Source organism: Streptosporangium sp. LJ11 (assembly GCF_051918945.1).
GTDB lineage: Bacteria > Actinomycetota > Actinomycetes > Streptosporangiales > Streptosporangiaceae > Streptosporangium.
In genome coordinates this window covers 308,333-335,199 of record NZ_JBPXMB010000003.1, presented here as the reverse complement: position 1 = coordinate 335,199, position 26,867 = coordinate 308,333, and the positions used below count along the sequence as shown (strand labels likewise).

25 protein-coding genes are annotated in these 26,867 nt (G+C 70.3%); 9 read left to right on the top strand and 16 right to left on the bottom strand.

Annotated elements, in window-relative coordinates; genetic code table 11:
* The first annotated feature begins 896 nt into the window (after nucleotides 1-896).
* Together ACTOQ3_RS06195 and ACTOQ3_RS06190 are read left to right on the top strand one after the other, a co-directional pair.
* The gene (locus ACTOQ3_RS06195; RefSeq protein ID WP_440082446.1) at nucleotides 897-1,676 is read left to right on the top strand and encodes an aminotransferase class IV family protein; all 780 of its coding nucleotides are present in this window, start codon (nucleotides 897-899) and stop codon (nucleotides 1,674-1,676) included.
* Between the two features lie 151 nt (nucleotides 1,677-1,827).
* Nucleotides 1,828-2,802 (top strand): aldo/keto reductase, encoded by a 975-nt coding sequence (locus ACTOQ3_RS06190; RefSeq protein WP_440082445.1) that lies wholly within the window; start codon nucleotides 1,828-1,830, stop codon nucleotides 2,800-2,802.
* Nucleotides 2,803-2,924: 122 nt separating this feature from the next.
* On the opposite strand, the gene ACTOQ3_RS06185 is transcribed toward ACTOQ3_RS06190, so the two are convergent.
* From ACTOQ3_RS06185 to ACTOQ3_RS06145, 9 genes are all read right to left on the bottom strand, one after another.
* Nucleotides 2,925-3,197, bottom strand: coding sequence for a DUF6510 family protein (locus ACTOQ3_RS06185; RefSeq protein ID WP_440082444.1), 273 nt, complete (start codon nucleotides 3,195-3,197; stop codon nucleotides 2,925-2,927).
* Nucleotides 3,194-3,952 (bottom strand): ferredoxin reductase, encoded by a 759-nt coding sequence (locus tag ACTOQ3_RS06180; protein WP_440082443.1) that lies wholly within the window; start codon nucleotides 3,950-3,952, stop codon nucleotides 3,194-3,196. The genes ACTOQ3_RS06185 and ACTOQ3_RS06180 overlap by 4 nt, the downstream gene beginning before the upstream one ends.
* Nucleotides 3,922-4,521 (bottom strand): sulfite oxidase-like oxidoreductase, encoded by a 600-nt coding sequence (locus ACTOQ3_RS06175; RefSeq protein WP_440082567.1) that lies wholly within the window; start codon nucleotides 4,519-4,521, stop codon nucleotides 3,922-3,924. The genes ACTOQ3_RS06180 and ACTOQ3_RS06175 overlap by 31 nt, the downstream gene beginning before the upstream one ends.
* Before the next feature lie 321 nt (nucleotides 4,522-4,842).
* Nucleotides 4,843-5,589 (bottom strand): copper homeostasis protein CutC, encoded by a 747-nt coding sequence (locus ACTOQ3_RS06170; protein WP_440082442.1) that lies wholly within the window; start codon nucleotides 5,587-5,589, stop codon nucleotides 4,843-4,845.
* Nucleotides 5,586-6,536, bottom strand: coding sequence for an asparaginase (locus ACTOQ3_RS06165; protein ID WP_440082441.1), 951 nt, complete (start codon nucleotides 6,534-6,536; stop codon nucleotides 5,586-5,588). Before ACTOQ3_RS06165 ends, ACTOQ3_RS06170 begins: the two co-directional genes overlap by 4 nt.
* Nucleotides 6,529-7,356, bottom strand: coding sequence for an amino acid ABC transporter permease (locus ACTOQ3_RS06160; RefSeq protein ID WP_440082440.1), 828 nt, complete (start codon nucleotides 7,354-7,356; stop codon nucleotides 6,529-6,531). Before ACTOQ3_RS06160 ends, ACTOQ3_RS06165 begins: the two co-directional genes overlap by 8 nt.
* A gap of 58 nt (nucleotides 7,357-7,414) precedes the next feature.
* Nucleotides 7,415-8,059: an amino acid ABC transporter permease gene (locus ACTOQ3_RS06155; protein ID WP_362684240.1), complete on the bottom strand. Its 645-nt coding sequence runs from the start codon at nucleotides 8,057-8,059 to the stop codon at nucleotides 7,415-7,417.
* Nucleotides 8,059-8,976 (bottom strand): glutamate ABC transporter substrate-binding protein, encoded by a 918-nt coding sequence (locus ACTOQ3_RS06150; RefSeq protein WP_440082439.1) that lies wholly within the window; start codon nucleotides 8,974-8,976, stop codon nucleotides 8,059-8,061. Before ACTOQ3_RS06150 ends, ACTOQ3_RS06155 begins: the two co-directional genes overlap by 1 nt.
* 30 nt (nucleotides 8,977-9,006) lie before the next feature.
* Nucleotides 9,007-9,735 carry an amino acid ABC transporter ATP-binding protein gene (locus ACTOQ3_RS06145; RefSeq protein ID WP_440082438.1) on the bottom strand — a complete coding sequence of 243 codons (729 nt, stop codon included), beginning with the start codon at nucleotides 9,733-9,735 and terminating at the stop codon, nucleotides 9,007-9,009.
* Nucleotides 9,736-9,840: 105 nt separating this feature from the next.
* Between ACTOQ3_RS06145 and ACTOQ3_RS06140 the strand changes: the two genes are divergently transcribed.
* From ACTOQ3_RS06140 to ACTOQ3_RS06130, 3 genes are all read left to right on the top strand, one after another.
* A complete protein-coding gene (locus tag ACTOQ3_RS06140; protein WP_440082437.1) occupies nucleotides 9,841-10,983 on the top strand; it encodes an ROK family protein in 1,143 nt (380 codons plus the stop codon).
* A 230-nt stretch (nucleotides 10,984-11,213) separates the two neighbouring features.
* The gene (locus ACTOQ3_RS06135; protein WP_440082436.1) at nucleotides 11,214-11,774 is read left to right on the top strand and encodes a DUF4142 domain-containing protein; all 561 of its coding nucleotides are present in this window, start codon (nucleotides 11,214-11,216) and stop codon (nucleotides 11,772-11,774) included.
* Nucleotides 11,775-11,885: 111 nt separating this feature from the next.
* Nucleotides 11,886-13,067 carry a N(5)-(carboxyethyl)ornithine synthase gene (locus tag ACTOQ3_RS06130; RefSeq protein ID WP_440082435.1) on the top strand — a complete coding sequence of 394 codons (1,182 nt, stop codon included), beginning with the start codon at nucleotides 11,886-11,888 and terminating at the stop codon, nucleotides 13,065-13,067.
* Here ACTOQ3_RS06130 and ACTOQ3_RS06125 read toward each other — a convergent pair.
* Both ACTOQ3_RS06125 and ACTOQ3_RS06120 read right to left on the bottom strand, forming a co-directional pair.
* Complete coding sequence (locus ACTOQ3_RS06125) at nucleotides 13,058-14,116, bottom strand: LacI family DNA-binding transcriptional regulator (RefSeq protein WP_440082434.1); 1,059 nt, start codon at nucleotides 14,114-14,116, stop codon at nucleotides 13,058-13,060. The two genes, ACTOQ3_RS06130 and ACTOQ3_RS06125, sit on opposite strands and share 10 nt — an antisense overlap.
* On the bottom strand, nucleotides 14,100-16,556 hold the full coding sequence (locus ACTOQ3_RS06120; protein ID WP_440082433.1) for a glycoside hydrolase family 3 N-terminal domain-containing protein: 2,457 nt from the start codon (nucleotides 16,554-16,556) through the stop codon (nucleotides 14,100-14,102). The genes ACTOQ3_RS06125 and ACTOQ3_RS06120 overlap by 17 nt, the downstream gene beginning before the upstream one ends.
* Nucleotides 16,557-16,911: 355 nt before the next feature.
* Between ACTOQ3_RS06120 and ACTOQ3_RS06115 the strand changes: the two genes are divergently transcribed.
* Genes ACTOQ3_RS06115 through ACTOQ3_RS06105 form a run of 3 tightly spaced genes read left to right on the top strand, consistent with a single transcriptional unit; the run spans nucleotide 16,912 to nucleotide 20,125 of the window.
* On the top strand, nucleotides 16,912-18,267 hold the full coding sequence (locus ACTOQ3_RS06115) for an extracellular solute-binding protein (protein WP_440082432.1): 1,356 nt from the start codon (nucleotides 16,912-16,914) through the stop codon (nucleotides 18,265-18,267).
* Nucleotides 18,264-19,190, top strand: coding sequence for a carbohydrate ABC transporter permease (locus ACTOQ3_RS06110; protein ID WP_440082431.1), 927 nt, complete (start codon nucleotides 18,264-18,266; stop codon nucleotides 19,188-19,190). Before ACTOQ3_RS06115 ends, ACTOQ3_RS06110 begins: the two co-directional genes overlap by 4 nt.
* Before the next feature lie 2 nt (nucleotides 19,191-19,192).
* The gene (locus tag ACTOQ3_RS06105; RefSeq protein ID WP_440082430.1) at nucleotides 19,193-20,125 is read left to right on the top strand and encodes a carbohydrate ABC transporter permease; all 933 of its coding nucleotides are present in this window, start codon (nucleotides 19,193-19,195) and stop codon (nucleotides 20,123-20,125) included.
* Between the two features lie 4 nt (nucleotides 20,126-20,129).
* Here ACTOQ3_RS06105 and ACTOQ3_RS06100 read toward each other — a convergent pair whose 3' ends face one another.
* From ACTOQ3_RS06100 to arfA, 4 genes are read right to left on the bottom strand one after another with little or no spacing between them, the layout of a single operon-like run.
* On the bottom strand, nucleotides 20,130-20,963 hold the full coding sequence (locus tag ACTOQ3_RS06100; protein WP_440082429.1) for a carbohydrate ABC transporter permease: 834 nt from the start codon (nucleotides 20,961-20,963) through the stop codon (nucleotides 20,130-20,132).
* The gene (locus ACTOQ3_RS06095; protein WP_440082428.1) at nucleotides 20,960-21,883 is read right to left on the bottom strand and encodes a carbohydrate ABC transporter permease; all 924 of its coding nucleotides are present in this window, start codon (nucleotides 21,881-21,883) and stop codon (nucleotides 20,960-20,962) included. Before ACTOQ3_RS06095 ends, ACTOQ3_RS06100 begins: the two co-directional genes overlap by 4 nt.
* On the bottom strand, nucleotides 21,880-23,241 hold the full coding sequence (locus tag ACTOQ3_RS06090) for an extracellular solute-binding protein (protein ID WP_440082427.1): 1,362 nt from the start codon (nucleotides 23,239-23,241) through the stop codon (nucleotides 21,880-21,882). Before ACTOQ3_RS06090 ends, ACTOQ3_RS06095 begins: the two co-directional genes overlap by 4 nt.
* Before the next feature lie 55 nt (nucleotides 23,242-23,296).
* Nucleotides 23,297-24,805, bottom strand: coding sequence for an arabinosylfuranosidase ArfA (gene arfA / locus ACTOQ3_RS06085; protein ID WP_440082426.1), 1,509 nt, complete (start codon nucleotides 24,803-24,805; stop codon nucleotides 23,297-23,299).
* A gap of 633 nt (nucleotides 24,806-25,438) precedes the next feature.
* On the opposite strand from arfA, the gene ACTOQ3_RS06080 reads away from it, so the two are divergent.
* A complete protein-coding gene (locus ACTOQ3_RS06080) occupies nucleotides 25,439-25,939 on the top strand; it encodes a hypothetical protein (RefSeq protein ID WP_440082425.1) in 501 nt (166 codons plus the stop codon).
* 66 nt (nucleotides 25,940-26,005) lie between these two features.
* Here ACTOQ3_RS06080 and ACTOQ3_RS06075 read toward each other — a convergent pair whose 3' ends face one another.
* Complete coding sequence (locus tag ACTOQ3_RS06075; protein ID WP_440082424.1) at nucleotides 26,006-26,788, bottom strand: nucleotidyltransferase domain-containing protein; 783 nt, start codon at nucleotides 26,786-26,788, stop codon at nucleotides 26,006-26,008.
* Between the last annotated feature and the right edge of the window lie 79 nt (nucleotides 26,789-26,867).

Here is a 26,867-nt window from a genome sequence, read left to right as displayed (position 1 = left end):
GCGCCAAGCGGGAATCGTTCGGTTTCCCAAAAATCAACAAAGGCAAACCAGGAAAACTCAGCTTGCTTCATATCGATTACCCATGGAATAGACAATAGGTGTAAATGATATTTATTCATGACAATTCATACGATACCGTCGTTGTGTCGGCTTGAGTTGCCAAGTGATCAGCAGCGGCGACTCCCGACCTGAGAGGAGTGCCTATGCACGGTAAGCGACGCGTGGCCCTGCTTGGCCCCGCGCTTGTCGCCGGCCTGGTTCTCGGGGTGTCGGAAACCTCCCCGGCGTCGGCCGCTTCGAGTTCCGGGAAAACAGCGGCGGTCGTGATATCACCCGAAGTCACCGCCATCGACAGCGCCACCAAATGCAAGAGGTACAGAGGCCGAATCTGCTGCAAGAGGTACGGTCGCTGGACTTGCAAGAGGACGAGCAGAGAATGGCCGCGCGTAAAGACTCCTAGGTCAGAAGGCCGGGGTTCCTGGGAGCACTCAAGGGGATACGAAAGCTCGGACAGGGGTCACGGCCGTTCGCGGTAAGGGCCTCCAAGGGAAAGAGCACACGTAGAAAGCCGTTCGGGAGCGGCTCTGTTCGCTCTTTCCGTTGGCGAGCGGAGCCGCCGTCCCGACCCTCTCGGGTCAGACCTCCACGACACGAGGGGAGGACCAGCCACCCGTATGATCCCGACAGGACGCGTGGGGCGGTCATCGAGGAGGTCCTCCGGGCCCATGGCGCCATCGGTGTCGTCGGCGAGGTACGCCTGCCGGCAGGAGACACGCAGATCGAACGACACGCTGCGAGAATCGGTCATGAGCGGCAAGCCTACGATCATGAACTGACATTTCCTGGCACCGGACTCGCCGATGTCCCGCGATTGCCGCCGGTGTAAGAATCAAAACATGGCGGAACTCAACGGGACACCGGTGACCTCGGAAGCCTTGCAGTCGCTGGCCCTCCTCAACTACGGCCACTTCACGTCCATGCGTGTTCAGGATCAGCGAACAAAGGGACTTTCCCACCATCTGGATCGTCTCGCGAACGACTGCCGGCTCCTGTTCGACGTGAGCCTGGACAGGGAACGGGTTCGCGAATTCGTCCGGCACGCCGTCAGGGGGGAACGAGGGGCGTTCGTGGTCCGGGTGACCGTTTTCGACCCAGCTCTCGATCTTGGGCACCCCGTGTCCTCCGCGGAACCGAGCGTGCTGGTCACCACCCGGCCGGCCATGCCGCTGCCTCCCTCCCCGATTCGGGTGAGAACGGTCGGCCATCGGCGTGACCTGCCGGGGGTGAAGCACGTCGGACTACTGGGATCGCTGTGGCACCGGCGGCAGGTTCAGATGCGGGGATACGACGACGCGCTTTTCGTCGACGACGCCTCCTTCGTATCCGAAGGGGCGACGTGGAACATCGGATTCTTCGACGGGGAGCGAGTCGTCTGGCCGGACGCGGAAATGCTGCCGGGGATAACGATGAGACTGCTGGACCAGGTTCACGATGACACGACGACCGCACCGGTGAACATCCGCGACGTCCCCGTCATGCGGGCCGCGTTCGCCACGAACACGACGATAGGCGTGCGAGCGATCAGCGCCGTCGACGGAATGAACCTGGCCGACGACCATCCTGTTTTCGAGACACTCCGGAAAGAGTACGAGGAGATCCCGCCGGAACGGCTGTAGGGAGGCGAGAACGATCCCGGCCGTTCAGGTCGGCGGACTTTCACCTACAGCCGTACCGATCCCCGCCGGGACCGGCGGAGACCGGGACGAACCGGTTGAAGACAGCGGCCGTAGGGTGGAGTCCAGGGCATTGAAGATCCGGAGGTTTGACATGGAGTACGTGCGCCTGGGGTCCACCGGGATGAAGGTGTCGAGGGTCTGCCTTGGCATGATGAGCTACGGCGATCCCGCCAAATGGGGCGAGTGGGTGCTGGACGAGGCCGCCGCCGAGCCGATCGTGCGCCGGGCCGCCGACGCGGGGGTGACGTTCTTCGACACCGCCGACGTCTACTCCTTCGGCACCAGCGAGGAGGTCACCGGCCGCCTGCTCGCCAGGATCTTCCCCAGCAGGGACGACTACGTGCTGGCCACCAAGGTGTTCATGCCGATGGGCAAGGGCGTCAACGACGGCGGCCTGTCGCGCAAGCACATCCACTCCGCGATCGACGCCTCGCTGCGCCGCCTGGGCACCGACCACGTGGACCTCTACCAGATCCACCGCTGGGACCCCGACACGCCGATCGAGGAGACCATGGAGGCCCTGCACGACGTGGTCCGCGCGGGCAAGGCCCGCTACATCGGCGCCTCCAGCATGTACGCCTGGCAGTTCGCCAAGGCCCAGCACACCGCGGAGAAGCACGGCTGGACAAAGTTCGTGTCGATGCAGAATCATTACAATCTTCTTTACCGAGAAGAAGAGCGGGAGATGAACCCGCTCTGCCTCGACCAGGGCGTCGGGCTGATCCCGTGGAGCCCGCTGGCCCGGGGCCTGCTGGCCCGCGCCGGATCCGAGGAGAAGACCACCCGGGCGGGCAGCGACCCCCGCATCGAGTCCCTCTACGACGACGCAGACAACGACCGCCTGATCCTCGACCGGGTCGCCCAGGTGGCCAGGGAGCGCGAGGTCGCTCCCGCGCGGGTGGCGCTGGCGTGGCTGCTCCACCAGCCGGGCCTGTCGGCCCCGATCGTGGGCGCGACCAAGGACGTGCACGTGGACGACGCGGTCGCCGCGGTGGGCCTCTCCCTCACCGAGAAGGAGCTCGCCTTCCTCGCCGAGCCGTACCGCCCCCGGGTCGTCAAGCACTGACGTCTCCGGCCGGGCGGGGAAGGGCCCGTACCCCGGCGCTGAGGAATCCCGGCGCCCCACGATCCCGTCGCCTGACGGTTTCGGGACCCAACGGTCCCGGAACCGGGAAAGGCGGCCGGGTGTCAGGAGTCGGCGGGCAGTTCGAACTGGACGCAGGTCATGCCGCGCATGTCCAGCCATGCCCGTCCCTGCGCCCGTACGAGCCGGAAGACGACCTCCTCGCACCCGGGGCAGCGGGCCACCAGGCCCGGGGCGTGGGTGTAGAGGAGCGCCTCGGCCAGCGCGAGGGTCCGCGCGCAGCCGGAGCACCGGCCGGTGGCGGCGGTCAGGTCGACGGCGAACACGTCGCGCAGGGCTCCGCCCGCCGCGTTCCCGTCGAGGTGGTCCTGGCTCATCGTTGTCCTCCACTGGGGCCGAAGCGTTCCGTGCGGATCAGACGGGGGTCGTGCCCGGCGGAGACGAGCAGGGCCGCGGCGGTCTCGACGAAGCCGGTGGGCCCGCACACGAAGACGGCCGGTTCCCGCTCGGCGGGCCAGACGGCCTCGGAGAGCAGGGCGGCGTCGACCCGCGCGGGCGGGCGCTCCCAGCCGTCGGGCACCTCGCGCGTGTAGGCGTAGGTGACGTCCAGGCCGGAGCCGTCGGCGCTCTGGCGGTCCAGCTCGGCGCGGTAGAGGGCGGAGCGCGGCCCGCGCGCCGAGTACAGGAGCCGGAACGGCGTGCCGACCCCGGCCGAGGCGCGGGCGCGGATCATCGCCATGAGGGGGACGACCCCCGAGCCGCCCGCGACCAGCTGCACCGGCTCGGGCGTCTCGGGCCGCCAGACGAACCAGCCGCCGATCGGGCCGCGTACCTCCAGCGGGTCTCCCGGCGAGAGGACCCGCGCGAGGTACGGGGAGACCTCGCCGTCGGGCAGCAGCTCGACGGTGAGCTCCACGCGGTCCCCGTCGGCCGCCGAGGCGATGGAGTACGAGCGCTGCGTGGAGTAGCCGTCGGGGGCGGTGAGCCGTACGTCGACGTGCTGGCCGGCGAGGTGGCCGGGCCAGCCGGGGACGTCCAGGGTGATCGTGCGGGCTCCGGGGGTCTCGTCGCGCACGGCGGTGACCGTGGCGACCCTCCAGATCAGTCGCCCCAGTACCGTTGCTCGCGCCATGGGTCCCCATAGTTGTGGTAGCCGACGCCCTCCCAGAATCCCGGCTGGTCCTCGTCGAGGAGCCGGAGGCCGCGCACCCACTTGGCGCTCTTCCAGAGGTAGAGGTGCGGCACGAGCAGCCGGGCGGGCCCGCCGTGCTCGGGGGTGATGGGCTCGCCCTCGTAGCGGACGGCGATCCAGGCCCGGCCGTCGAGGAGGTCCTCCAGCGGGAGGTTGGTGGTGTAACCGCCGTAGGAGGTCGCCAGGGCGTACTCGGCGGACGTCTCCACGCCGTCGAGGAGGGTGTCCAGCGACACGCCCTCCCAGGTGGTGCCGAGCTTGGACCACTTGGTGACGCAGTGCAGGTCGACGGTGAACCGCTCCACGGGCAGGGCGTTGAGCTCCGCCCAGTTCCAGCGGACGACCTCGCCGGTCTCGGTGGTGACGCCGAGACTCCAGTCGTCGGTGGACACCAGGGGCGTGGGCCCGGCCGAGAGGACGGGGAAGTCCTCGGTGAGGTACTGCCCCGGCGGCAGGTCCGGGTTGCCGGTGCGGCGGCGGCCGAAGAATCCGGGCGAGACGATGCCGATGACGCCCACCTCCACTGTCCGGCAGATCACGACAGCCGCGACACGCCCCTCGAATCGATCACGAGCCGACGCGTCACGAGAACTAGATGAATCTCATCACATCCGGTCGCGTCTCACGTCACCAGGGCGGGGTCCGGCGGGTTTCCGCGCGCCGGTCCGGACCCCCGCGGGGCCGTGAAGGCCCGTGAGTTCGTCGAAGGCTCGCGCGGGACCCCTGACGGCCCGCGGCTCCCCCCTGTACGCCCGTTCGCGCGCGCGGCGGACGTGGCCCCTGCGCACGTACGCGGACACGGCGGGCACGGCGACCGGCTCCCCGGGGGTTCAGGTGCCCGAGGCGGCGATCACCTCGGAGACCAGGCGCGGGGAGGTGATCAGGCGGCTGTACTCGGGCTGGCGCAGCTCGCCACCCATGAACGGGTGGGGGTTGCGGTGCACGGCGGGGCTGGGCGCGTCGACCAGGGCCGCGAAGTGGATCTCGGAGGCTCCGGTCGCCTCGACCACGCGGTGCACGTTGCGGGGCGTGATGCCGCCGCCGGGCATGACGATCAGGTCGTCGCCCGCCCGCTCGACCAGGGAGGCGATCAGCGGTGCGCCCTCCAGGGCGGTGACGTCCTGGCCGGAGGTGAGAACCCGGTCGACGCCCAGGGAGGCGAGGGTGTCCAGGGCGGCGAACGGGTCGGCGGTCATGTCGAAGGCCCGGTGGAAGGTGACCGACAGGTCCCCGGCCGCGCCGATGAGGCGCTTGGCCACCTCGACGTCCACCTCGCCCGACGGCGTCAGCACCCCGATCACCACGCCCTGCGCGCCCGCGTCCCTGATCGTGGCCACGTCGCGCTCCATGGCCGCGACCTCGTACTCGTCGTAGATGAAGTCGCCGCCCCGGGGGCGGACGATCACGTGGACCCGGATCGCCGAGACCGCCGCGAGGGTCGCCTCGACGGTGCCGAGGGTCGGGGTCAGGCCTCCCTCGAAGAGGGCCGAGCACAGCTCGACGCGGTGCGCCCCGGCCTGCTCGGCCGCGAGCGCGCCCGCGGTGCTGTCAATGCAGATCTCATAGCTAAGACTCATTTTTCCTCCAAAGCATGGATTTCACCGACTGGTCGGCCTCCGCCCAGCACCGGAACGCTCGCGAAGTCCGCCGCTCCCGCGACGTCCCCGCCGGCCGCCCTGAGCGCGGCCAGCGCGATCGCGCTCGTGGCCCGCGGGCTCCCGTCGATGACCTTGACGGCCGCCGCGTGCCCGGTGGCGAGCGCGACGACGAGGACCCCCTCGGCCCCGCCCTTGGCCACCGCCCCCGGCAGCGCCCGCATCAGCGAGGTGTTCACGTGCCCGGTCCCGCCGACGTACTCGGGGTGCTCGCGCATCGCGTCGGCGACCGCGCGCGGCGGGGTTCCCGGCTCGGCGACGACCAGGGCCCGTACGGCCCGCGCCAGCCCGGTCAGCGACAGCCCGAACAGCGGGGCGCCGCACCCGTCGACGGCGACGTGGGCCGCCCTCTCCCCCGACAGTTCCTCGGTCACGGCACGCACCCGCCGCTGCAGGGGGTGGTCGGCGTCCAGGTAGGAGGCGGTCTCCCAGCCCGAGGCGGCGGACGCGGCGAGCATCGCGGCGTGCTTGCCCGAGCAGTTCATCCGCTCGCGCGAGGCTTTCAGGCCCGCCCGGATCAGCGTGTGCCGGGTGGCCTCGTCCTCCGGCCAGTCCTCGGGGCAGCCGAGGGCCTCGAAGCCGAGCCCGGCCCCGGCGAGGATGTCGGCGACCAGCCGCACGTGGAAGTCCTCGCCGGTGTGGCTGCCGGCGGCGATCGCCAGGCCGGGGCCGCGCAGGTCCGCCCCGGACAGCAGGCAGGCCAGCGCCTGGAACGGCTTGGCCGAGGAGCGCGGCAGCACCGGCGCGTCGACCGCTCCCCTGGCGACGGCCACGGCGCCGTCGGGCGCCAGGGCGACGGCGCTGCCGAAGTGCACGCTCTCCACGAATCCGGAGCGCACCACCTCCGCGAGCGGGACGAGTTCAGGCACGGGCGGGTCTCCTTCTGAGCCGTCGGGCCCCCGGGGTGTCGCGGGCGTCGAGGGTACGGGCGAGTTTGGACAGCGACGCGTTGACCACCAGGTAGATCAGCGCGACGACGATGTAGGTCTGGATGAGCAGGCCGTTGAAGGTCGCCAGGACCTTGCCGCTGTAGAGCAGTTCGGCGTAGCTGACCACGAAGCCCAGCGAGGTGTCCTTCAGCAGGCCGACCGACTGGCTCACGATCGAGGGCAGCACCCGCCGGGCCGCCTGCGGCAGCACGATCAGGCGCATGGTCTGGCCCTGGGTGAGCCCGACCGCGAGACCGGCCTCGCCCTGGCCGCGCTCCACGGACAGGATTCCGGCGCGGAAGATCTCCGCGAACGCCGCGGCGTTCGAGATCGCCAGCGGCACCACGAGCTTCCAGAACAGCGGCAGGTCGAGCCCGTAGCGGGGCAGCGCGAACAGCACGACGTAGACCAGCAGCAGCGCCGGGATGGTCCGCACGACCTCCACGTACGCGGCGGCGGGCACGCGGACCCACCTGCGCCGCGACAGCCGCCCGAGGGCGAGGGCGACCCCGGCCGCCATCGCGAGCGCGGCCGAGACGACGGCGGCGAGCGCGGTGGCCCACAGCCCGTTCAGCAGGTAGCGCCACATCGGCCAGGTCGCGTACGGCGACCAGCGGTCGGCGTCGAGCTGGCCGTTGGCGGCGAACTGGCGGAGCGCCAGCGCCAGCAGGGCGAGCACCGCGACCGCCCCCACCGCGGTCGCGATCCTTATCCTGCGGCGGGCGCGCGGCCCCGGCTGGTCGAAGAGGAGATTGCTCATCGGAGCACCGCCGTTCCGCCCGGAGCCGGGACACCTCTGTCGCCGGGAGGCAGATCGCTCACCGGACCACCACCAGCCGTCGTTCGAGCCGCCCGGTGACGAACCCGGCGCAGGCGGCGATCAGCGCGTAGGCCAGGCCCGCCCCGACGAAGATCGGGATGGGCTGCGCCTCCGCGAGGTTCACCCGGTTGGCCGCGGCGGTCAGGTCGACGACGCCGACCGCGGCGGCGAGCGAGGTGTTCATCGTCAGCGCGATGAAGATGTTGCCGACCGGCTGGATCACCGTGCGCAGCGCCTGCGGCAGGACCACGTGGCGCAGCGACTGGCCGAAGGTCAGCCCGAGCGCGCGGGCCGCCTCGCCCTGCCCGGCGGAGACCGCGTTGACGCCGGAGCGCAGGGCCTCGGCGATGTAGGCGGCCTCGTAGAGCGCGATGACGATCATGGCCGTCACCAGCAGGTCGGCCTTGAGTCCGATCTCGGGCAGGCCGAAGACGGCGAGCACCAGCAGCACCAGCAGCGGCAGGTTCTGGAAGGTCTCCACGTAGGCCGTGCCGATCCCGCGCAGGACGCCGACCGGGCTGACCCGCATGGCGGTGATCACCAGCCCCACGACCGCGGCGCCGGCGAAGGACGCCGCGGTCAGCTGGAGGGTCACGACCAGTCCCTGCCAGAACTCGGGCAGGTGGTCCAGGAGGGCGGACATCAGGACCCCGGCACCGATCCGATCTGCGGCGGGGCGGGAGCCTCACCCTGCACGACCGTGCCGAGGGAGTTCTTCCAGGTCTTCTGCCAGAGGCCGTCGGCCTGGATCTTCTTCAGCCAGTCGTTGACGAACTTCTTGAACTGTTCGTCACCGTGCTTGAGGCCGATGCCGTACGGGTCCTCGGTGAACGGGCTGCCGACGACCTGGACCGAGGGGTCCTTCTGCGCGTTGGCCACCAGGAGCGTCTCGTCCTGGACGTAGGCGTCGCCGCGTTCCTGCTTGAGGGCCTGCATGCACTCGGGGTCGCTGCCGAACGTCACGATCTTGGCCTGCGGGGCGAGCTTCTTGATCGCCGAGACGGCCGGGGTGTTGGCGCCGGCGATGACGGTCTTGCCGTTCAGGTCCTCGGGCTTGGCGATGCCCGTGGTGCCCTTCCTGACGGCGAGGCTCAGCCCGGAGGAGTAGTACGGCCCGGCGAAGGCGACCTGCTCGGCCCGCTCCGGGGTGATCGTGTAGGTCTGGAAGACGACGTCCACGGTGCCGTTGGAGAGCAGCGCCTCGCGGGTCTCCGAGGCCGAGTTGACGATCTTCACCTTGGGCTCGCCGATGATGTACTTGGCGAGCGCCTTGCCCATGTCCGCGTCGAACCCCTCGACCTCGCCGGTCGTCGGGTTCTGCTGCGACAGCAGCGGCGCGTCGAGCGACCCGCCGACGATCAGCTCGCCGCGCTGCTTGATCTTCTCCATCGTGGAGCCGGGCAGGATGTCCGCGGCGGCGGCGACCGGCGCCGAGGCGATCAGGTCGTTCCCCTTGGCCTCACCCGGTACGGCCGGGCTTCCCGAATCGGTACCGGCACAGGCCGAGAGGCCGAGCATGGACACAGCGGCGACAGCGGCCAGCCGCTTCATGGACACCATCGGGCCCACCATCCTTTTCGATCGATCTGATCAATGAGTGAGAACTTTGGCCAGGAAGTCCCTGGCCCTGTCTGTCTTGGGAGCCTCGAAGAAGGCGCCGGGCTCGCCCGTCTCGACGATCTGGCCCGCGTCCATGAAGACCACGCGGTCGGCGGCCCTGCGGGCGAAGCCCATCTCGTGGGTGACGACGACCATGGTCATGCCGTCGGCGGCGAGCCGGACCATCACGTCCAGCACCTCGCCGACCATCTCCGGGTCGAGCGCCGAGGTGGGCTCGTCGAAGAGCATCACCTTGGGCCGCATGGCCAGCGCGCGGGCGATGGCGGCCCGCTGCTGCTGCCCGCCGGACAGCTGAGCGGGCAGTTTTCCCGCCTGCTCGGCGATGCCGACGCGCTCCAGCAGCTTCCGCGCCGCCGCCTCGGCCTCGGCGCGGCTGTCGCCGCGGACCTTCATCGGCGCGAGCACGATGTTCTCCAGCACGGTCTTGTGCTGGAAAAGGTTGAACGACTGGAACACCATGCCGACGTCGGCCCGGAGCCGGGCCAGCTCGCGGCCCTCGACCGGGGCGGGCACGCCGTCGACGAGGATGTCCCCCGACCCGGCGGTCTCCAGCCGGTTGAGGCAGCGGCACAGCGTGGACTTGCCCGACCCCGAGGGGCCGACCACCACGACGACCTCGCCCCGCGCCACATCAAGGTCGATGTCGCGCAACACGTGGTGGTCGCCGAACCACTTGTTCAACCCTTTGACCTGAATCATTGCCATCTTCCTTCGAAATCGAAGATAAAGCGGAAGGTAACGGATGATTCTCACGCAAGTCAACACGTTGCCGTAGTAAGTACAGACGTGGTATTCCTCTAGTTCATGTCAGGCAAAGAGCGGCTGCTGGTGCGGGGAGCACAGGGTGACCTTCTGCGTCTCGTCGCCACCGGTCACGCCGAGTCGCGCGCCCAGCTGGCCCGCGTCTCCGGCCTGGCGGCGTCGAGCGTCTCCCTCCGCGTCGAGGAGCTGATCGACACCGGGCTCCTCGTCGAGGAGGGCTCGGGGACCTCCAGCGGCGGGCGGCGGCCCCGGCGGCTGCGGGTCAGCCCGACCGCCGGACTGCTCGCGGTGGCCGACCTCGGGGCGCACCACGCCCGCCTCGGCCTGCTCGACCTCAGCGGCGTCCCCCTCGTCGTCGAGGAGCGCGCCTGCGACATAGCGCTCGGCCCCGAGGCGACCCTCGACTGGATGGCCGCCGCGTTCGACGAGCTGCTGCTCTCCCACGGCCCGGCAGGCGTCCCGCTGCGCGGCGTCGGCACCGGCGTACCCGGCCCCGTCGACCCGGGCAGCGGCCGGGTGGTGTCCCCCTCGCGCATGCCCGGCTGGAACAACTTCCCCGTCGCCGAGCACCTCGGCGCGCACTACGACCTGCCCGTGCTCGTCGAGAACGACGCCAACCTCCTGGCCGTCGGCGAGGCCCGCTCGTGGCCGGGGTTCGACAACCTCATGGTGCTCAAGGCCGGCAGCGGCATAGGGTGCGGCGTGATCGTCGACGGCCGCCTGCACCGGGGCAGGGGCGCGGCCGGCGACATCAGCCACGTCCGGGTCAGGACCGACTCCTCCACCATGTGCTCGTGCGGCCACCCCGACTGCCTGGAGGCCTACGCGAGCGGCGCCGCGCTCATGGACGCCCTGTCCGGGCTCGGCATCGCGACGCGGCGCCCCGCCGACGTCGTCGCCCTGGTCGAGGACGGCGTGCCCGAGGCCACCGCCCTGGTCAGGAACGCGGGCCGCCTCATCGGCGAGGTGCTCACCGTCCTGGTCAACTTCCTCAACCCCGACGCCATCGTCGTCGGCGGCAGCCTCTCCACCGCCGAGCCGCTGATCTCCTCCATCCGCGCCGCCGTCTACGAGCGCTGCCTGCCCCTGGCCACCCGTGACCTGGAGATCGCCGTCACCCGGGGCGGCCCCGACGCCGCCCTCCTCGGCGCGGGCTCCCTCCTGCTGGACGCCGTCCTCAGCTGAGGGGCCACGGGCGGTACGCCCTGCTCAGGCGAGGGACCGCAGGCGGTACGCCCTCTTGCGAGGGACCACCGGCGGTACGGAGGAGGCGCGGCGGACCCCTTTACCCAACGGGGTTAAATGTGTCCTTTTAGCAGGTTTTACCACCAATAACGCCATATAGACCTATATGTGCGTAGATGAAAGGGAGGAAGGTACCAGCTCTGCCCGTGGATTGATCGACGGAGGATCCGATGGTTCGAATGATGATCATCCTGCTCGCCATCGTCATGGCCGCGATGGCCGGCACGGCCGGTGCCGCCGTCTCCCCCACCCCCCGGCCTGTCAGCCCGCAGGACTGGGAGTTCCTCATCAAGGCGCACCAGGGCAGCCTGGCCGAGATCGAGGCGGGCCTGGCCGTCAGGCGGAAGGCCGGCGAACAGGACGAGAAGGTCGGCCGGGCCGTTCGCGAACTGGGAGAGCAGCTCATCGTCGACCACATGAGACTCGACAGGCTCATCCAGCAGGTGGCCGGGGAGGTGGGCGTCAAGCTCCCCGACGAGCCCAGTGCGGCGCAGCGCAAGCAGCTCGAAGAGGTGATGGAGCTGGACGGAGCGGAGTTCGACAGGGCCTGGATCGACATGGAGATCGCCAGCCACCGCCACGGGGTCATCCTCGTGAGGCAGCAGGTGGAGAACAGCTCCGACCCCAGGATGAGGAAACTCGCCTTCGCCGTCGAGCAGGTCGTGCGGACCCACCTGAACATGTTCCTCCATGTCCAGGTGTCCCCCGCCCCCAGCCCCTCGGAGAGCTGAGGCGAGCCGAGACCCGTCCGCGGCCCGCCCTGGTCCGAGGGCGGGCGGGACCTGAGGAGCCTGTTCGAGGCGGGGCCTGTGCTAGACAGGGAGTCAATCAAAGGGAGCCCCATGGATCAGCTCAGCCTCGGAATCGTGTCACGATCACGCAAGGAGAACGAGCACCGGCTGGCGATCCACCCGCTGCACCTGGAGCGGATCGCCCCCGATCTCCGGGGGCGCGTCTACCTCGAACGCGGCTACGGCGAGCACTTCGGCGTCTCCGACGGGCAGCTGGCACCGTACGTCGCCGGCCTGCTCCCCCGGGAGCGGCTCCTCGCGGAGTGCGACGTCGTCCTGCTCCCCAAGCCGCTGGCCGAGGACCTCGAGGGGATGCGCGAGGGGCAGATCGTCTGGGGCTGGCCGCACTGCGTCCAGGACGAGAGGATGACCCAGCTCGCGATCGACCGGCGGCTGACGCTGATCGCCTTCGAGGCGATGAACCACTGGACCAGCGAGGGCGCGTTCAACCTGCACGTCTTCCACAAGAACAACGAGCTGGCGGGCTACTCCTCGGTCCTGCACGCCCTGGAGCTCATCGGGACGACGGGCGTCTACGGCCGGAGGCTGCGGGCGGTCGTCATCGGCTTCGGGGCGACGGGGCGCGGCGCGGTGACGGCGCTCAACGCGCACGGCGTGAACGACATCGATCTCCTCACCTTCCGGGACGTCACCGCGGTCGCCTCGCCGATCCACTCGGCGCGCATCGTGCGCTTCGAGCACGAGGCCGGCGACCCCAACCGCAGTTACGCGCTCACCGGGAGCGGGCGGGTACCGCTGGCGGCCTTCATCGCCGACCACGACATCGTCGTCAACTGCGTGCTGCAGGACACCGCCGCCCCGCTGATGTTCGCCGACGAGGGGGACCTGGCCGCCTTCGCGCCCGGCACCCTCGTCGTCGACGTGTCCTGTGACGAGGGGATGGGGTTCAGCTGGGCGCGGCCCACGACGTTCACGGACCCCATGTTCGAGGTGGGCGACAACGTCCACTACTACGGCGTCGACCACAGCCCGTCGTATCTGTGGGACTCGGCCACCTGGGAGATCAGCGAGGCCCTGCTGCCCCACCTGCGGACGGTGCTCGACGGCCGGGCGGCGTGGGACGCGGACGACACCATCCGGCGGGCCGTCGAGATCCGCGACGGCGTCGTCCAGAACCCCGCCGTCCTGTCCTTCCAGCACCGCTCGCCGGTTTACCCGTACCCGCGCGGGCAGAGCCCGGCCCCGGCACTCGCGGCCGGCGCTCAGCCGTGACCGGCTGAGCCCCCGGGCGGGGCGGTGGAGCCGCGTACCACCAGCTCGGTGGCGAGCTCGACGTGATGGGAGTCGACCCGTTCGCCCGCCGCCAGGCGCAGGGCCGTGCGTACCGCGACGCCGCCCATCTCCCGCAGCGGCTGGCGTACGGTCGTCAGCGGGGGCGAGGCCATCCGGGCGACCTGGGTGTCGTCGAAGCCGACGATGCTGAGGTCCTCGGGCACGCGCAGCCCCCGCGCCCTGGCCGCCTCCAGCACGCCGAGCGCGATGTCGTCGCAGCCGGTGAAGATGGCCGTGGGGGGCTCGGGCAGGTCGAACAGGGCCGCGCCGCCCGCGACCCCCTCCTGGTAGTGGAAGGGCCCCTCCCGCACGTGACTCGGGGGGACCGGGGCGCCCGCGGCCTCCATGGCCGCGCGGTAGCCGTGCAGCCGGGCCTGGTTGCAGGCGGCGGTGGCCGGTCCGCCGAGGTAGGCGATGCGCCGGTGTCCGAGCGCGAGCAGGTGCTGTGTCGCGGCCAGGCCCCCGGCGAAGTTCGTCGAGCCGACGCTGGTGACCCCCCTGGTCTGCGGCAGGTTCAGCGGGTCGATCACGACCAGGGGCAGGCCCGCGCGGGACAGGGCGGAGAGCTGCCCGGCGGTCAGATCGCTGGTGATGGCGATCACGGCCCGCCGTCCGGCCGTGGCCAGGCCGCGGGCCCAGGCTCCGGCGCGGTCGGCGGTCGTCCGGATGCTCACCACGATCGCCGCGTCGGCCTCGGCCCCGGCCCGCACCGCGCCCTGGACGATCTCGGTCGAGTACGGGTTGAGGTCGGCGTCGAGTTCCACCTCGATCGTGGCCGGCACGGCCGTGCCGCCCCGGTCGCCCCGGTCGCCCCGGCGGCGCTGCGGCGGCGCGACGTAGTCGTGCTGCTCCAGCAACGACTCCACGAGGGAGCGGGTCCCCGGGGAGACGTCACCCCGGCCGTTGAGCACCTTCGACACGGTCGCGATCGACACGCCCGCCGAGGCCGCGACCGTGGCCAGCGTGGCCCGTCTAGGACTGGCCGGCATCTGTTCCTCCCTGCTGTGTGGCGGAAGAGCCCGGTGCCGGTTCCACGTCCGCGCGGGTGACCAGCCGCCGGCCCACGCCGACGTGACGCAGCGGGCCGGTCAATCGTATGTGGCCCCGGCAGGGCAGGTCGGACGCCGACGCGCCGACGAACACCTCGAGATCCCCGGGTTCGACGACGCGCCGCAGGTCACGCCCGGTGAACGCGGTCCGGTCGGCGGGCACGGTGAAGGTCGCCACGGCGCTCGCGCCGGGCTCCAGCCTGACCCGGGCGAACCCGGTGAGCTGCCGCACCGGCCGGGTCACCTGGGCGAGCACGTCGCGCAGGTAGAGCTGGACGACCTCCTCACCCGCCCGGCCGCCGGTGTTGCGCACGCGCACCGACACGGTGAACTCGCCGTCGGTGGGCACCTCGGCGTCGCTGATCCTCAAGGAGTCGATCGCGAAGGTGGTGTACGAGGTGCCGTGCCCGAACGGGAACAGCGGGGTCGGGTCGAGGTTGCTGATGCCGTGGCTGTCGGCACCGAGCGGCGGCTGCAGGTAGGTGCCCGGCTGCCCGCCGGGGCCGCGCGGGATCTGCACCGGCAGCTTCCCGCTGGGCTGCACCCGGCCGGACAGGACCCCGGCGATGGCCGCCCCGCCCTCCTGGCCCGGCATGAACGACTGGACGAGCGCGGCGGCCGTCCCGGCCACGCCGCCCAGCGCGTACGGGCGGCCCGAGACGACGACCACCACGACCGGTGTGCCGGTGGCGGCCAGCTCGGCCAGCAGGTCCTCCTGCGCGCCGGGCAGCCGCAGGTCCTCGGCGTCGCAGCCCTCGCCCGAGGTGCCCAGCCCGAACATCCCCGCCAGGTCGCCGACGACGGCCACGCACACGTCGGCCTCGCGGGCCGCCCGGAGCGCGGCGGCGAAGCCGGAGCGGTCCTCGCCCCGCACGTCGCAGCCCCGCTCGTGGACCAGCTCGGCGCCGGGCAGCTCGGCCCGCAGCGCGTCGAGCAGGCTGGGCGCGGACACGCCGAGCCCGAGCCCCGGGTGACGGGGCAGCACGTGGTTGGGGAAGGCGTAGCAGCCCATGAACGTGCGCGGGTCGTCGGCGCAGGGGCCGACCACGGCCACCCTGCGCGGCTCGGGACGTCCCTCGCCGAGCAGCGGCAGCGCGGTGCCCGCGTCGAGCAGCACGATCGACCGCTCGGCCAGTTCCCCGGCCAGTGCCCGGTTGGCCGGCGAGTCCAGGTCCACGGCCCGCGCCCCGGCCACCGAGCTCTCCGGCGTCCAGTCCGGGTCCAGCAGCCCGAGCTCCACCTTCTGCGTGAGCAGGCGCCGGGCGGCCCGGTCGACCAGGGACTCCGGCAGCTCGCCCCGCCGCACCCGCTCGGCGAGGTGCCGGCCGAAGCCGAGCGTGTCGGGCAGCTCGACGTCGATGCCCGCGGTCAGCGCCTGCACCCCGGCCTCGTCGGTGTCCGCGGCGACCTGGTGCATCGTCGCCAGGAACGGGATCGCCCAGTAGTCCGACACCACCGTCCCGGTGAACCCCCACTCGTCGCGCAGCAGGTCGGTCAGCAGCCACGGGTCGGCCGCGGCGGGGACGCCGTCCAGGTCGGAGTAGGAGTTCATCACCGAACGCGCGCCGCCCTCGACGATGGCGGTCTCGAACGGCGGCAGGATCATGTCCATCAGCTCGCGCCGGCCCATCGGCACCGGCCCGTGGTTGCGGGCCGCCCGGGAGGCGGAGTAACCGGCGAAGTGCTTGAGCGTGGCGATGACCCCGGCGCCCTCCAGGCCGCGCACGTAGGCGGCGCCGAGCATCGCGACGAGGTACGGATCCTCGCCCATGGTCTCCTCGACCCGGCCCCAGCGGTAGTCGCGCACCACGTCCAGCACCGGCGACAGGCCCTGGTGGACGCCCACGGCGCGCATATCCCGCCCGATGGCGGCGGCCATCCGCTCCACCAGGTCCGGGTCGAACGTCGCGCCCCAGGCGATGGCCGCCGGGTAGACGGTCGCGCCGTAGGTGGTGAAACCGGTCAGGCACTCCTCGTGGACCAGCGCCGGGATGCCGAGCCGGGAGTGCCTCACCACCTCGGACTGCAGCCGCACCACCTCCGCGGCGCCCTCCGCCGCGGTCACCGGAGCGCTGCCGAACACCCGCGTCAGGTGGCCGAGCCCGTGGCGGATCGTCTCCTCGAAGGGCACCCGCCCCGAGGCCGCGAAGACGTCCTGCAGCGGGGCGACGTTCGCCGTGCCCTCGGACCTCTCCTCGGGCTCCCCGTCCCGGTCTGCCTGCATGGCGTTGCCGGGCCACCGGCTGCCGAGCTGGCCGATCTTCTCCTCCAGGGTCATCTCCGCGAGGAGGGCGTCGACCCGCTCGGCCACGGGAAGTGCCGGGTCCTGCCACGACCGGAGGGTCCGGCCGGTCGCGGGGGTCCCATCTAGCGCCGTCATCTGCTCTCCTCAAGAAAAACCCGCTCCGGCAACTTCTCGAAACATTTCGGTAAGTTGCGGTAGCTCTGCTCACATCCTGGCGCACCCGAGGTGACCAGGAAAGTCCCAGATGAGAGTACCCCAGGTCCTTCACATACCAAGCTCATGCCGACATGGAACCACCCCTTGACAGGTAGGTAGCTGAAATCTAAATTGACGTGCCACGCGGCCTGTTTCGGAAATGTTTCGACATGCTGGGCTCGGGGGGGACGGACGCCTGGTAGCAGAGGTGCCGATCCACGACCAGACGGCCACCGCCACTCATGTTTCACCTGAAGCCCCGCCCCGCCTCGGCATTCGACATACGGAGATCAGCGTGGAGTCAACGACACCATCCCGCCGCACCTTCCTCACCCTCTCCATGGGCATCCCCCTCAGCGCCGCGCTGGCGGCCTGCGGCACGTCCGGCCCCGCCCCGGCGGGCGGGGGCGCGACCAGCGGGAGCGGCGGGAACGCCGCGAACAAGGCCACCTACTGGTTCCTGTCGACCCAGCCGCAGGAGGGCGTGCGCACCAGGGCCGTGGAGCGCTTCAACAAGGCCAACCCCAACGGGCAGATCGAGTTCACGGCCATGCAGAACGACGCCTACAAGACGAAGATCAAGACGGCGATCGGGGCGGGCCAGGCGCCCACCATCATCTGGGGCTGGGGCGGCGGAACGCTGCGCACGTACGTGCAGGCCGGCCAGGTGGAGGACCTCACCCCGTGGTTCGAGCAGAACTCGGCGGTGAAGGACCGGCTGTTCGCCTCCTCCTTCGGGGCGGCCACGATCGACGGCAAGATCTACGCGATGCCGGCCGAGACCATGCAGCCCATCGTCCTGTTCTACAACAAGAAGATCTTCGACCAGGTCGGAGTGAAGCCGCCGGAGTCGTGGGGCGACATCATGGCCCTGGTCCCCAAGTTCAACGCCGCGGGCATCGCCCCGTTCTCGCTCGGCGGCCAGTCCCGCTGGACGAACATGATGTGGCTGGAGTTCCTCTTCGACCGCATCGGCGGCCCCGAGGTGTTCCAGGCCGTGTTCGACGCCAAGAAGGACGCCTGGTCCCACCCCGCCGCCCTCGACGCCCTGACCAAGATCCAGGAACTCGTCAAGGCGGACGGGTTCATCAAGGGCTTCTCCTCGATCACGGCCGACTCCAACGCCGACCAGGCACTGCTCTACACCGGCAAGGCCGCGATGATGCTGCACGGCGGCTGGACGTACGGCAGCATGTCGACCGACGGCGGCGACTTCGTCTCCGGCGGCAACCTCGGCTACATGAACTTCCCGCCGGTCGAGGGCGGCAAGGGCGACCCCGGCAACACCGTCGGCAACCCCGGCCAGTACCTGTCGATCTCCTCCAAGGCGACCCCCGAGCAGAAGGAGATCGCGAAGAAGTTCTTCGCGACCGCCGTGCTCAACGACGAGGACGTCAAGGAGTGGGCGGGCACCGGCGCGGTGCCGATCGTCAACGGCGCCGACAGCGCGTTCACCGGCGCCAAGGACGCGGACTTCCTGAATTTCGTCTACGGCATCGCCAGCAACGCCAAGTCCTTCGCCCAGTCCTGGGACCAGGCGCTCAGCCCCACCGCGGCCGAGGTGCTGCTGGACAACATCGCCAAGCTGTTCCAACTGTCGATCACGCCGCAGCAGTTCGTGTCCAACATGAACGCGGTCATCGGCAGTTGAGCGCGCTCGCCACCCCCGCTCGGAGAGGGACGCCGCCGGCCGCCGCGCGCAGGGCCCGCGGCGGCGTCCTGCCGTGGCTGGCCGTGCCGGCCCTGGTGATCTTCGTCGCCTTCGGGGTGATTCCGCTGGTCGGGGTCCTGTTCCTCAGCTTCACGTCCTGGGACGGACTCGGCGAGATCCAGATGTCCGGGTTCACGAGCTGGCGGGCCGTGCTCGCCGACCCCGGCCTCCCGCACGCGCTGTGGATAACGCTGCTGGTGATGGCCGTCTCCTGGGCGGTCCAGACCCCGATCAGCATCCTGATCGGGGTGTTCCTGGCCGGGCCGCAGCGCTACCGCTCGCTGCTGGCGGTGCTGTACTTCATCCCGCTGCTGCTCAGCTCGGCCGCCATCGCGATCGCCTACAAGGCGCTGCTCGACCCGAACTTCGGGCTCGGCGCCGGGCTGGGCATCGACCTGCTCGTGCAGGACTGGCTCGGCGATCCCGTCCTCGCCTTCAGCACCGTGATCTTCGTGGTGTCGTGGCAGTTCGTCCCCTTCCACTCGCTGATCTACCAGGGCGGCGTGCGGCAGATCCCGCGCTCCATGTACGAGGCCGCCGAGATAGACGGCGCGGGCCGCGTCCGCAAGTTCTTCAGCATCACGCTGCCGCAGCTCAAGTACACGATCATCACGTCCTCCACCCTCATGGTCGTCGGGTCCCTGACCTTCTTCGACCTGATCTTCGTGCTGACCGCGGGCGGTCCCGGCGACGCCACCCGGGTGCTCGCCCTGGACATGTACAAGCGCGGGTTCCAGGCCAACCTCATGGGACCGGCCAGTGCCATCGCCGTCATCCTCGTCCTCGTGGGCCTCGCCCTGGCGTTGCTCCTGCGCAGGCTCGGCGGCCGCGACGCCAACGCCAGCCAGATGGAAGGGGCCTGACCATGGGCGTGACCCAGACGACGAGGCCCAAGCGGGCCACCGCGGCCGGACCGGAGACCCACCGGCACCGGCGCCGGCCGCGGGCGGGCGGCGAAGCGCGGACCCGGGCGCTCGGCGAGCGCCCCAACTGGCTGGGCGGGGTCACGGGCTGGCTGTGGCTGGCGATCGTGATCGTGCCGATCTACTGGATCGTCATCACCAGCTTCAAGGCGCAGAGCAGCTACTACGCCACCAACCCGCTCGCGCCGCCCGCCGAGCCGACCCTCGACAACTACCGGCTGGTCGTCGAGTCCGACTTCCCGCTGTACTTCCTCAACAGCCTCATCGTCACCGTCGGCGCGGTCGTCCCGGCGGTCGCGGTCGCGTTCATGGCGGCGTACGCGATCGTCCGGGGCAGCACCGCCTTCCGCTTCCTGCGCGGGGTGAACGCGCTCTTCCTCATGGGCCTGGCCATCCCGTTGCAGGCGACCATCATCCCGATCTACCTGATCATCATCCGGCTGCGGCTCTACGACTCGCTGACGGGACTGATCCTCCCGTCGATCGCCTTCGCGATCCCGCTGTCGGTGCTGGTCCTGACCAACTTCATCCGTGACGTGCCCAAGGAGCTGTTCGAGTCGATGCGGCTGGACGGCGCGAGCGAGCTGGCGACACTCTGGCGCCTGGCGTTGCCGCTCACCATGCCGGCCGTGGTGACGGTGACGATCTACAACGCGCTGACGATCTGGAACGGGTTCCTGCTGCCGCTGATCCTCACCCAGAGTCCCGACAAGCGCACGCTGCCGCTCGCGCTGTGGACCTTCCAGGGGCAGTACAGCGTGAACGTGCCGGCGGTGCTCGCCTCCGTGGTGCTGACCACGCTCCCCATCCTGATCCTGTACGTGGTCGGCCGCCGCCAGCTGCTCAGCGGCCTGACGGCCGGTTTCAGCAAGTGACCGGTCACTCCCCGGCCAGGCCGGTGTGGGCGACGCCGCGAATGATCTGGCGCTGGAAGAACACGAAGACGACGAGCAGCGGCAGGCCGGCCAGCACCACGGAGGCCATGATCTGCGCGTAGCGCACGCCGAAGGTGCCCTGCACCACGTTGGCCAGTCCCACCGGCAGGGTCATCGTGTTCGGGTCGGTGGAGACCAGGAACGGCCAGAGGAAGTTGTTCCAGGTCGTGATGAACGTGAAGATCGCCACCGCGGCGAGCACCGGCCGCGAGAGCGGGAGCACGATGGTGAAGAACACCCGCCAGCGGCCGGCCCCGTCGACGAACGCGGCCTGTTCCAGCTCCGGCGGCACGGCCTGGAAGAACTTGTAGAGGATGTACACGATGACGGGCGCGGCGACCTGAGGCAGGATGATGCCCCACCAGGTGTCGACCAGTCCCAGCGCGACCATCTCGGCGAACAGCGGGGCGATCAGCACCTGCGGGGGAACGATGATCCCCGCGAGGATCACGGCGAGCAGCACGCGCCGCCCCCGGAACCGGGTGCGCGCGAAGCCGTAGGCCGCCATCGCCGAGAACAGCACGGTCATCACCGTCACGATGACCGCGGTGACGGTGGAGTTGATCGCCCACTTGACGAGGCCGCCGGTGCCCAGGACCAGCCGGTAGGCGTCAAGGGTGATCTCGCTGCCGACCCACTGCAGCGGGATCTTGTTGGTGTCGGCCTCGGGCTTGAGCGAGGTGGCGACCGCCCAGGCGAGGGGCGCGAGCCAGACCACGGCGAGCGCCCCGGTGACGGCGAGCAGGACCAGCTGGCCGGGGCCGAATCTCTTGGTCATCGGAGAGACTCCTCACGCTTGCGGAACAGCCGCAACTGCACCAGGGACACGGCGACGATCAGGACGAAAAGGATGTAGGAAACGGCCGAGGCGTAGCCGACGCGATACCCCATGAAGCCGATGTCGTAGGCGTACTCGATGATCGGGCGGGTGGAGTTCTCCGGGCCCCCGCCGGTCATCAGGTAGATCTGGTCGAAGACCTTCAGCGAGGCCAGCAGCTGCAGCACCACGATGAGGCCGGTGGTGCGGCGGAGCAGCGGCAGCGTGATCGAGCGCAGCTTGTGCCAGGCCGAGGCGCCGTCGATCGAGGCGGCCTCGTAGAGCTGCTCGGGGATGCTCTGCAGGGCGGCCAGGTAGAGCAGGAAGTTGAAGCCGACCGTCCACCAGACGGTGGTCATCACGACCGACCACATCGCCAGGTCCGGATCGCCCAGCCAGAGGATGTCGGTCCCGAACGTCCCGTTCAGCAGGCCGAAGCCGGGCTGGTAGATCATCTGCCGCCAGAGCAGCGCGACCACGGCGGAGGGCAGCAGGAACGGCGCGAAGAACGACAGCCGCCACAGCCAGCGCACGAAGCGCAGGTTGTGCACCAGCAGGGCGAACACCAGTCCCAGGACGACCAGGGGCACGGTGCTCAGCGCGGTGAACAGCACGGTGTTCCAGAGAGAGCGCCACATCCTGGGGTCGGCGAACGCCTCGGCGTAGTTGGCGAAACCGACGAACCCGGCGTTGGTGCCGGCGATGTTGACGCTGGACAGGCTCATCCTCAGGCCCAGCAGCAGCGGCCAGACGAGGAAGGCCACGTAGACCACGAGGAAGGGCGCGACGAACAGCAGCCCGTGCTGGGTCCAGCGGCGTCCCGTCCCGATCTTCGCGACCGGTGCGGCGGTGGCGGCGGGGGCTTCGACGCCGGTCGTCATCGGGGCTCCTCGGGGAAGGGGTTGGGGGTCTCCATGAGCCTGCGCAGGGCGGCCTTGGCCAGGGCCAGGCCCTGCTCGGGCGTCCGGGTTCCGCCGATCACCGGGGAGAACGCCTCACCGAACTCGATCCACAGCCTCGAGGCCGATCCGGTGAACCACACCTGCGGATCGAGCGCCACCTCGGTGATGACCGAGCGGTACTCCGACTGCGGGCTCAGCGCCAGGTACTCCGGCTCCTCCAGCGCGGGGAGGTACGCGGGCACGTGACCGGCCACCGCCCAGTCGGCGCTGTTCTTGACCAGGTAGGCGATGAACCGGTAGGTCTCCCGCTCGATCCGCGGATCGCGGTCGCGCTGGTGGGGCAGGACGAAGACGTGGCAGTCGCCCTGGGCCGAGGCTCCGCCGAAGACCGAGGGGAAGCGCGTCATGTTGAAGGGTGTCTTCGCCTGCTTGAAGGTCGTGATCTCCCAGTCGCCGTTCCACAGGAAGGCCGCGTCACCGCTCTGGAAGGCGGCGACCGACGACGCGTAGTCGGTGGTGGGGTCGCACAGTCCCTCCGCGCCCAGCGTGCGCATGAAGGACAGCGCCTCCAGCGCCTTGGCGTCGTCGATCGTGATCTGGGTGCCGTCGTCCGACAGGAGGGTGCCGCCGCTCTGGGGGTACAGCGACCACCACAACCGCCACGGCCCCACCGTCCCGAGGCCGAGCGCGTCGAAGGCCAGCGGGGGCTTGCCGCCGAGCGCCTCCTTGGCCTTGCGCAGCGACTCCAGCAACTGGTCGGCGCCCTTGGTCGCCAGCAGCTTGCCGTCGCCGCCGAGCAGCCCGGCACGGCCGCAGACGTCGGTGTTGTAGTACTGGACCATGGGGTGGGCGTCGAACGGCACCGCGTACAGCACTCCGTCGACGTGGGCGCGCTCCCAGATCGGGGGGCTGAAGTCCTCGGCCCGCAGGCCGTTCTCGGCGAGCAGGTCGAGGTTGATCGGGTCCAGGATCAGGCCGGGGCCGATGCCGGGCAGCCGGGCGAGGTGGAAGGTCGCGAGATCGGGGGAACGGCCTCCGGCTCCCGCCATAGCGACCTTGGTGTAGAAGGCCTCACCCCACTCGAGGACGTTCTCCTCGACGAACAGATCGGGGTTCTCCTTGGCGAACGCCCCGACCATCTCGTTCATGATGACCCCGTCGCTCGCGCCGAGGAAGTGCCAGTACCTGATGCGGGTCCGGGAGGAGCCCAGATCCACGGGGAGGGAGCATCCGGAGCCGAGGAACCCGAGGGCGAGGGCTCCGCCCAGCAGGTTCCTGCGGGTGATCCGGGACGGGGTCGGCGGAGTCCGGGGTGGGGTCGCTGGAATGTCGTCCACTGCTGTCTCCAGGGGGCGAGGCCGCGCCTCCCCTGACGAGCGCGGCCGGATGGATCTACGGGCGGATGAGACGGATCACGTTCCACGAGACGGCGGGCAGTGTGATCTGCAGGGTCCCGCCGTCGAGGCGGACCTCGGTGTTCGTGCGGGGCGCCACCGTGTCCGGGGCGTCGGCGGTGTTGCGGGCGTAGGGGTCGGGACCGGACAGCACCGTGGCCCCGGCGAGCGCCACCGGGCCGAGGGCACGCAGGTCGGCGGTGAGGGTGAGCGGCAGGTCGGTCGAGCGGTTGACGGCGAACAGCGTGGTGGCGCCGGTCTCCTCGTCGTGGGTGGCGACGGCGTCGAGGGCGGCGACCTGCCCGAACCTCGCGGTCTCGTGGGTGGGAGAGGCGGGCTCGACCCGCAGCACCTGGCCGGCCGCGTACCGGGAGGCCTGGGCGAACGGGTGGAAGGTGGTCTGCCTCCAGGCCCTGCCGCCCGGTTCGGTCATGATGGGGGCGATGACGTTGACCAGCTGGGCCAGGCAGGCGGACGTCACCCTGTCGCTGTGCCGCAGCAGCGAGATCAGCAGCCCGCCGAAGGCCACCGCGTCGGCCAGGTGGTAGTGGTCCTCGAGCAGCGGCGGGGCGACCGGCCAGTCGCGCGGCGGCTCGGCGTTCTGGAAGCGGGACAGGTACCAGACGTTCCACTCGTCGAACGAGATGTTGATCTTCTTCTTGCTCCTGAGCCGGGCGCCCACGCTGTCGGCCGTCGCCACCACCGCGTCGACGAAGTGGTCCATGTCCGCCGCCGAGGCGAGGAAGCTCGACAGGTCGCCGTCGTGCTCCTCGTAGTAGGCGTGGCAGGAGATGAAGTCCACCACGTCGTAGGTCTCCTCCAGCACGGTGGCCTCCCACGCGCCGAAGGTCGGCATGGCGGAACCGGAGCTCCCGCAGGCCACGAGTTCCAGGCTCGGGTCGATCATGCGCATGGCACGGGCGGTGCCGGCGGCGAGCCGCCCGTACTCGCGGGCGGTCATGTGGCCGATCTGCCACGGGCCGTCCATCTCGTTGCCCAGGCACCACATCCGGACGTCGTGCGGCCTCTTGGCACCGTGGGCGACCCGCAGGTCCGACAGGTGGGTCCCGGACTCGATGTTGCAGTACTCCAGCAGGTCCAGCGCCTCGGCGATGCCCCGGGTGCCGAGGTTGACGGCCATCATCGGCTCCACCCCGGCCTTGCGCGTCCAGGCGACGAACTCGTCCAGGCCGAACTCGTTGGTCTCGGTACTGTGCCAGGCCAGGTCGAGCCGCCGGGGCCGCCCGGCCCGGGGGCCGACGCCGTCCTCCCAGCGGTATCCGGACACGAAGTTCCCGCCGGGGTAGCGGGCCGTGGTGACGCCCAGCTCGCGGGTGAGCTCCAGCACGTCGCGCCGGAGGCCCTCCTCGTCGGCGGTGGGGTGACCGGGTTCGTAGAGGCCGGTGTAGACGCACCGGCCGAGGTGCTCGACGAACGTCCCGAAGGTGCGCCGGTGGACGGGGGCCACCCTGAACGCGGGGTCAAGGGTGAGGTGCGCGGACAGCACGAAGGTCTCCTCATGGGCGGCCCGCGCCGGCCTCCGGCGCGAGATCGCCAGGCTCGTGGATCAACGGGAAGTTGGGCGACTCCAGTTGTGAGCGTTAACACCAAAAAGGGCCAACCGTTACCTGGAGTGAGTGTTAACGCTCCCATCGTGGCGGGTCAAATCACGATCCGGTAACTACGAAAGATTCCCAGCTCATCGCACGTGCTGTCCGACCTGCCGATTTCACCTCCGCGCGCCGTGAACGATCCGCTCCGTCCCGGACACGCCAAGTGACCGGAACCCGACCCACGCCTCTCGTGCCCGAATAGAGGCAAGCGTTTACCGGGAAATCAGGGAAACCCTTGGGCTGCTGTTGACAGCGCTATCGAACGGGGTTCCGCTCAGGAACTGTTCCGAGTCCGGATCTCTGGGCGGAGCGGGGCCGGCGCTTCCTGCCGCAGCCCGGTCGTTTCCGCCCGTGGCGCGAAATCCTCCCGCGCTTCTCCATCCGCATCGGTAGGCTCGCAATGTCTACGAGGCGAGGGCGTGGAGAGAGCGATGCGGCCGGCGGCGGGTGACCCGTTGAGAATGTGCCCGGCCTGCGACTGCTGGGAATACGGCGGAGCTCCCGACTGCGCGCGTTGCGCCGCCCCCGTGGACGACATCGTCGAGGACACCTGGCGAGAGTTCTTGCGCGTGGAGATCGGCCCCGTTTCTCCCGGCGAGGAGAAGACCATCGGGGAAATGGTCGCCGATGAGCCTGACCGGCACGACTGGCGGGTCGTCGACGCGGCGCTCGACAGAATGGTGTGCCCGCGGTGCCACGGTGTTCTGAGCCGCGGGCCGGTCGGTTGCGGCCCCTGCGACCTCGCCCACGGCTTTCGCTACGTGGCGATCGAGACCGACCGGCCCGGAGTCCCCCGGTTGAACGAGCACGCGGTCCGCGTGAACGTCTCGGTCCTGCGCCGCCCCCACGCCGTCTCCGGCCCGGAACTACTGGCCCGCCGGCTGTTCCTGCCGATGCTGCTCGTGGGTGTCCTGCCGAGGACACAGGACGCCCAGAACTTCAGCGCGCAGGTCAAACAGGGTGCTGGTTACCGGGAGATGATGCCGAAGGTGCTCGCCATCATGAAGGCGGCCAACCATCCCTGCTAGGACTTGTACGGAATTCGATCTTTAGATGGGTTGAAGGTCTCGGATCCGCACGATGGCCTCCGGGATTCACCGTGATTGCAGCACCATGGACATGTAGGCCAGCAGGTCGGCACGGCGGCGGAACGGATCGCGATACAGCGGTGGGCCGCCGACCCTCAGGCGCAGCCCCTCCCGGATGATCCGGTGCCGGCGTTCGTCGAACACCTTCAGCGCGTACTCGCCCGCAGCCGTCTTGGAGGTGACCTCGCCCGCCGCGAGAGTTTGGTGGAGCCGGGTGACACCGAGCACCCCCCACGTGGTCTGGTAGCCGGTGAGAGCGGCCACTCCCCACAGCGACGCCGATCGGGAGCTGCGCTCGACCCAGCGCGTCCAGTAGCCGTCCAGGTTCTCCCGCGTCCGCTGGGCCAGGGTGTCCCAGTCGGTGTGGATCCCCAGCTCCGCGACCGCGGGCCCCCGCACCGCCACCCCGCCCTGGGCCAGCACGTGCCAGGTCACCAGATGCCGCTCGGACCTGCTCTCCTCCTCAAGACGCCACTCGTGCACGGCCGGCCCCGCCGGGGTCAGCTCAGGGTCGCGGCGCAGGTCGTCCCACGTGACGTAGAGACCGTCGAAGTACGGCTTCGCGTACCGGCTCTTCAACTCGGCATGCACCCTGCGCAGGATCCGCGCGTCAGGGGGAGCGCCGACCACGGCGACGAAGTCGATGTCGCTCTTGCCGGGCCGGTAGTCACCGAGGGCGATCGAGCCCTGCAGGTAGAGACCTTCGACCAGGCCCGGCGCGTACCGGTCGGCCAGCTCCAGGTAGGTCGCGCACATACGGGAGGGCATCTCGCCGAGGCTGTTCACCACTTTCGCACCTTAACCGCCGGGCAACGGATCGGACCTCGAAACGGACGCCACGACGATTCAGGAATGGGAGCCGGGGCGC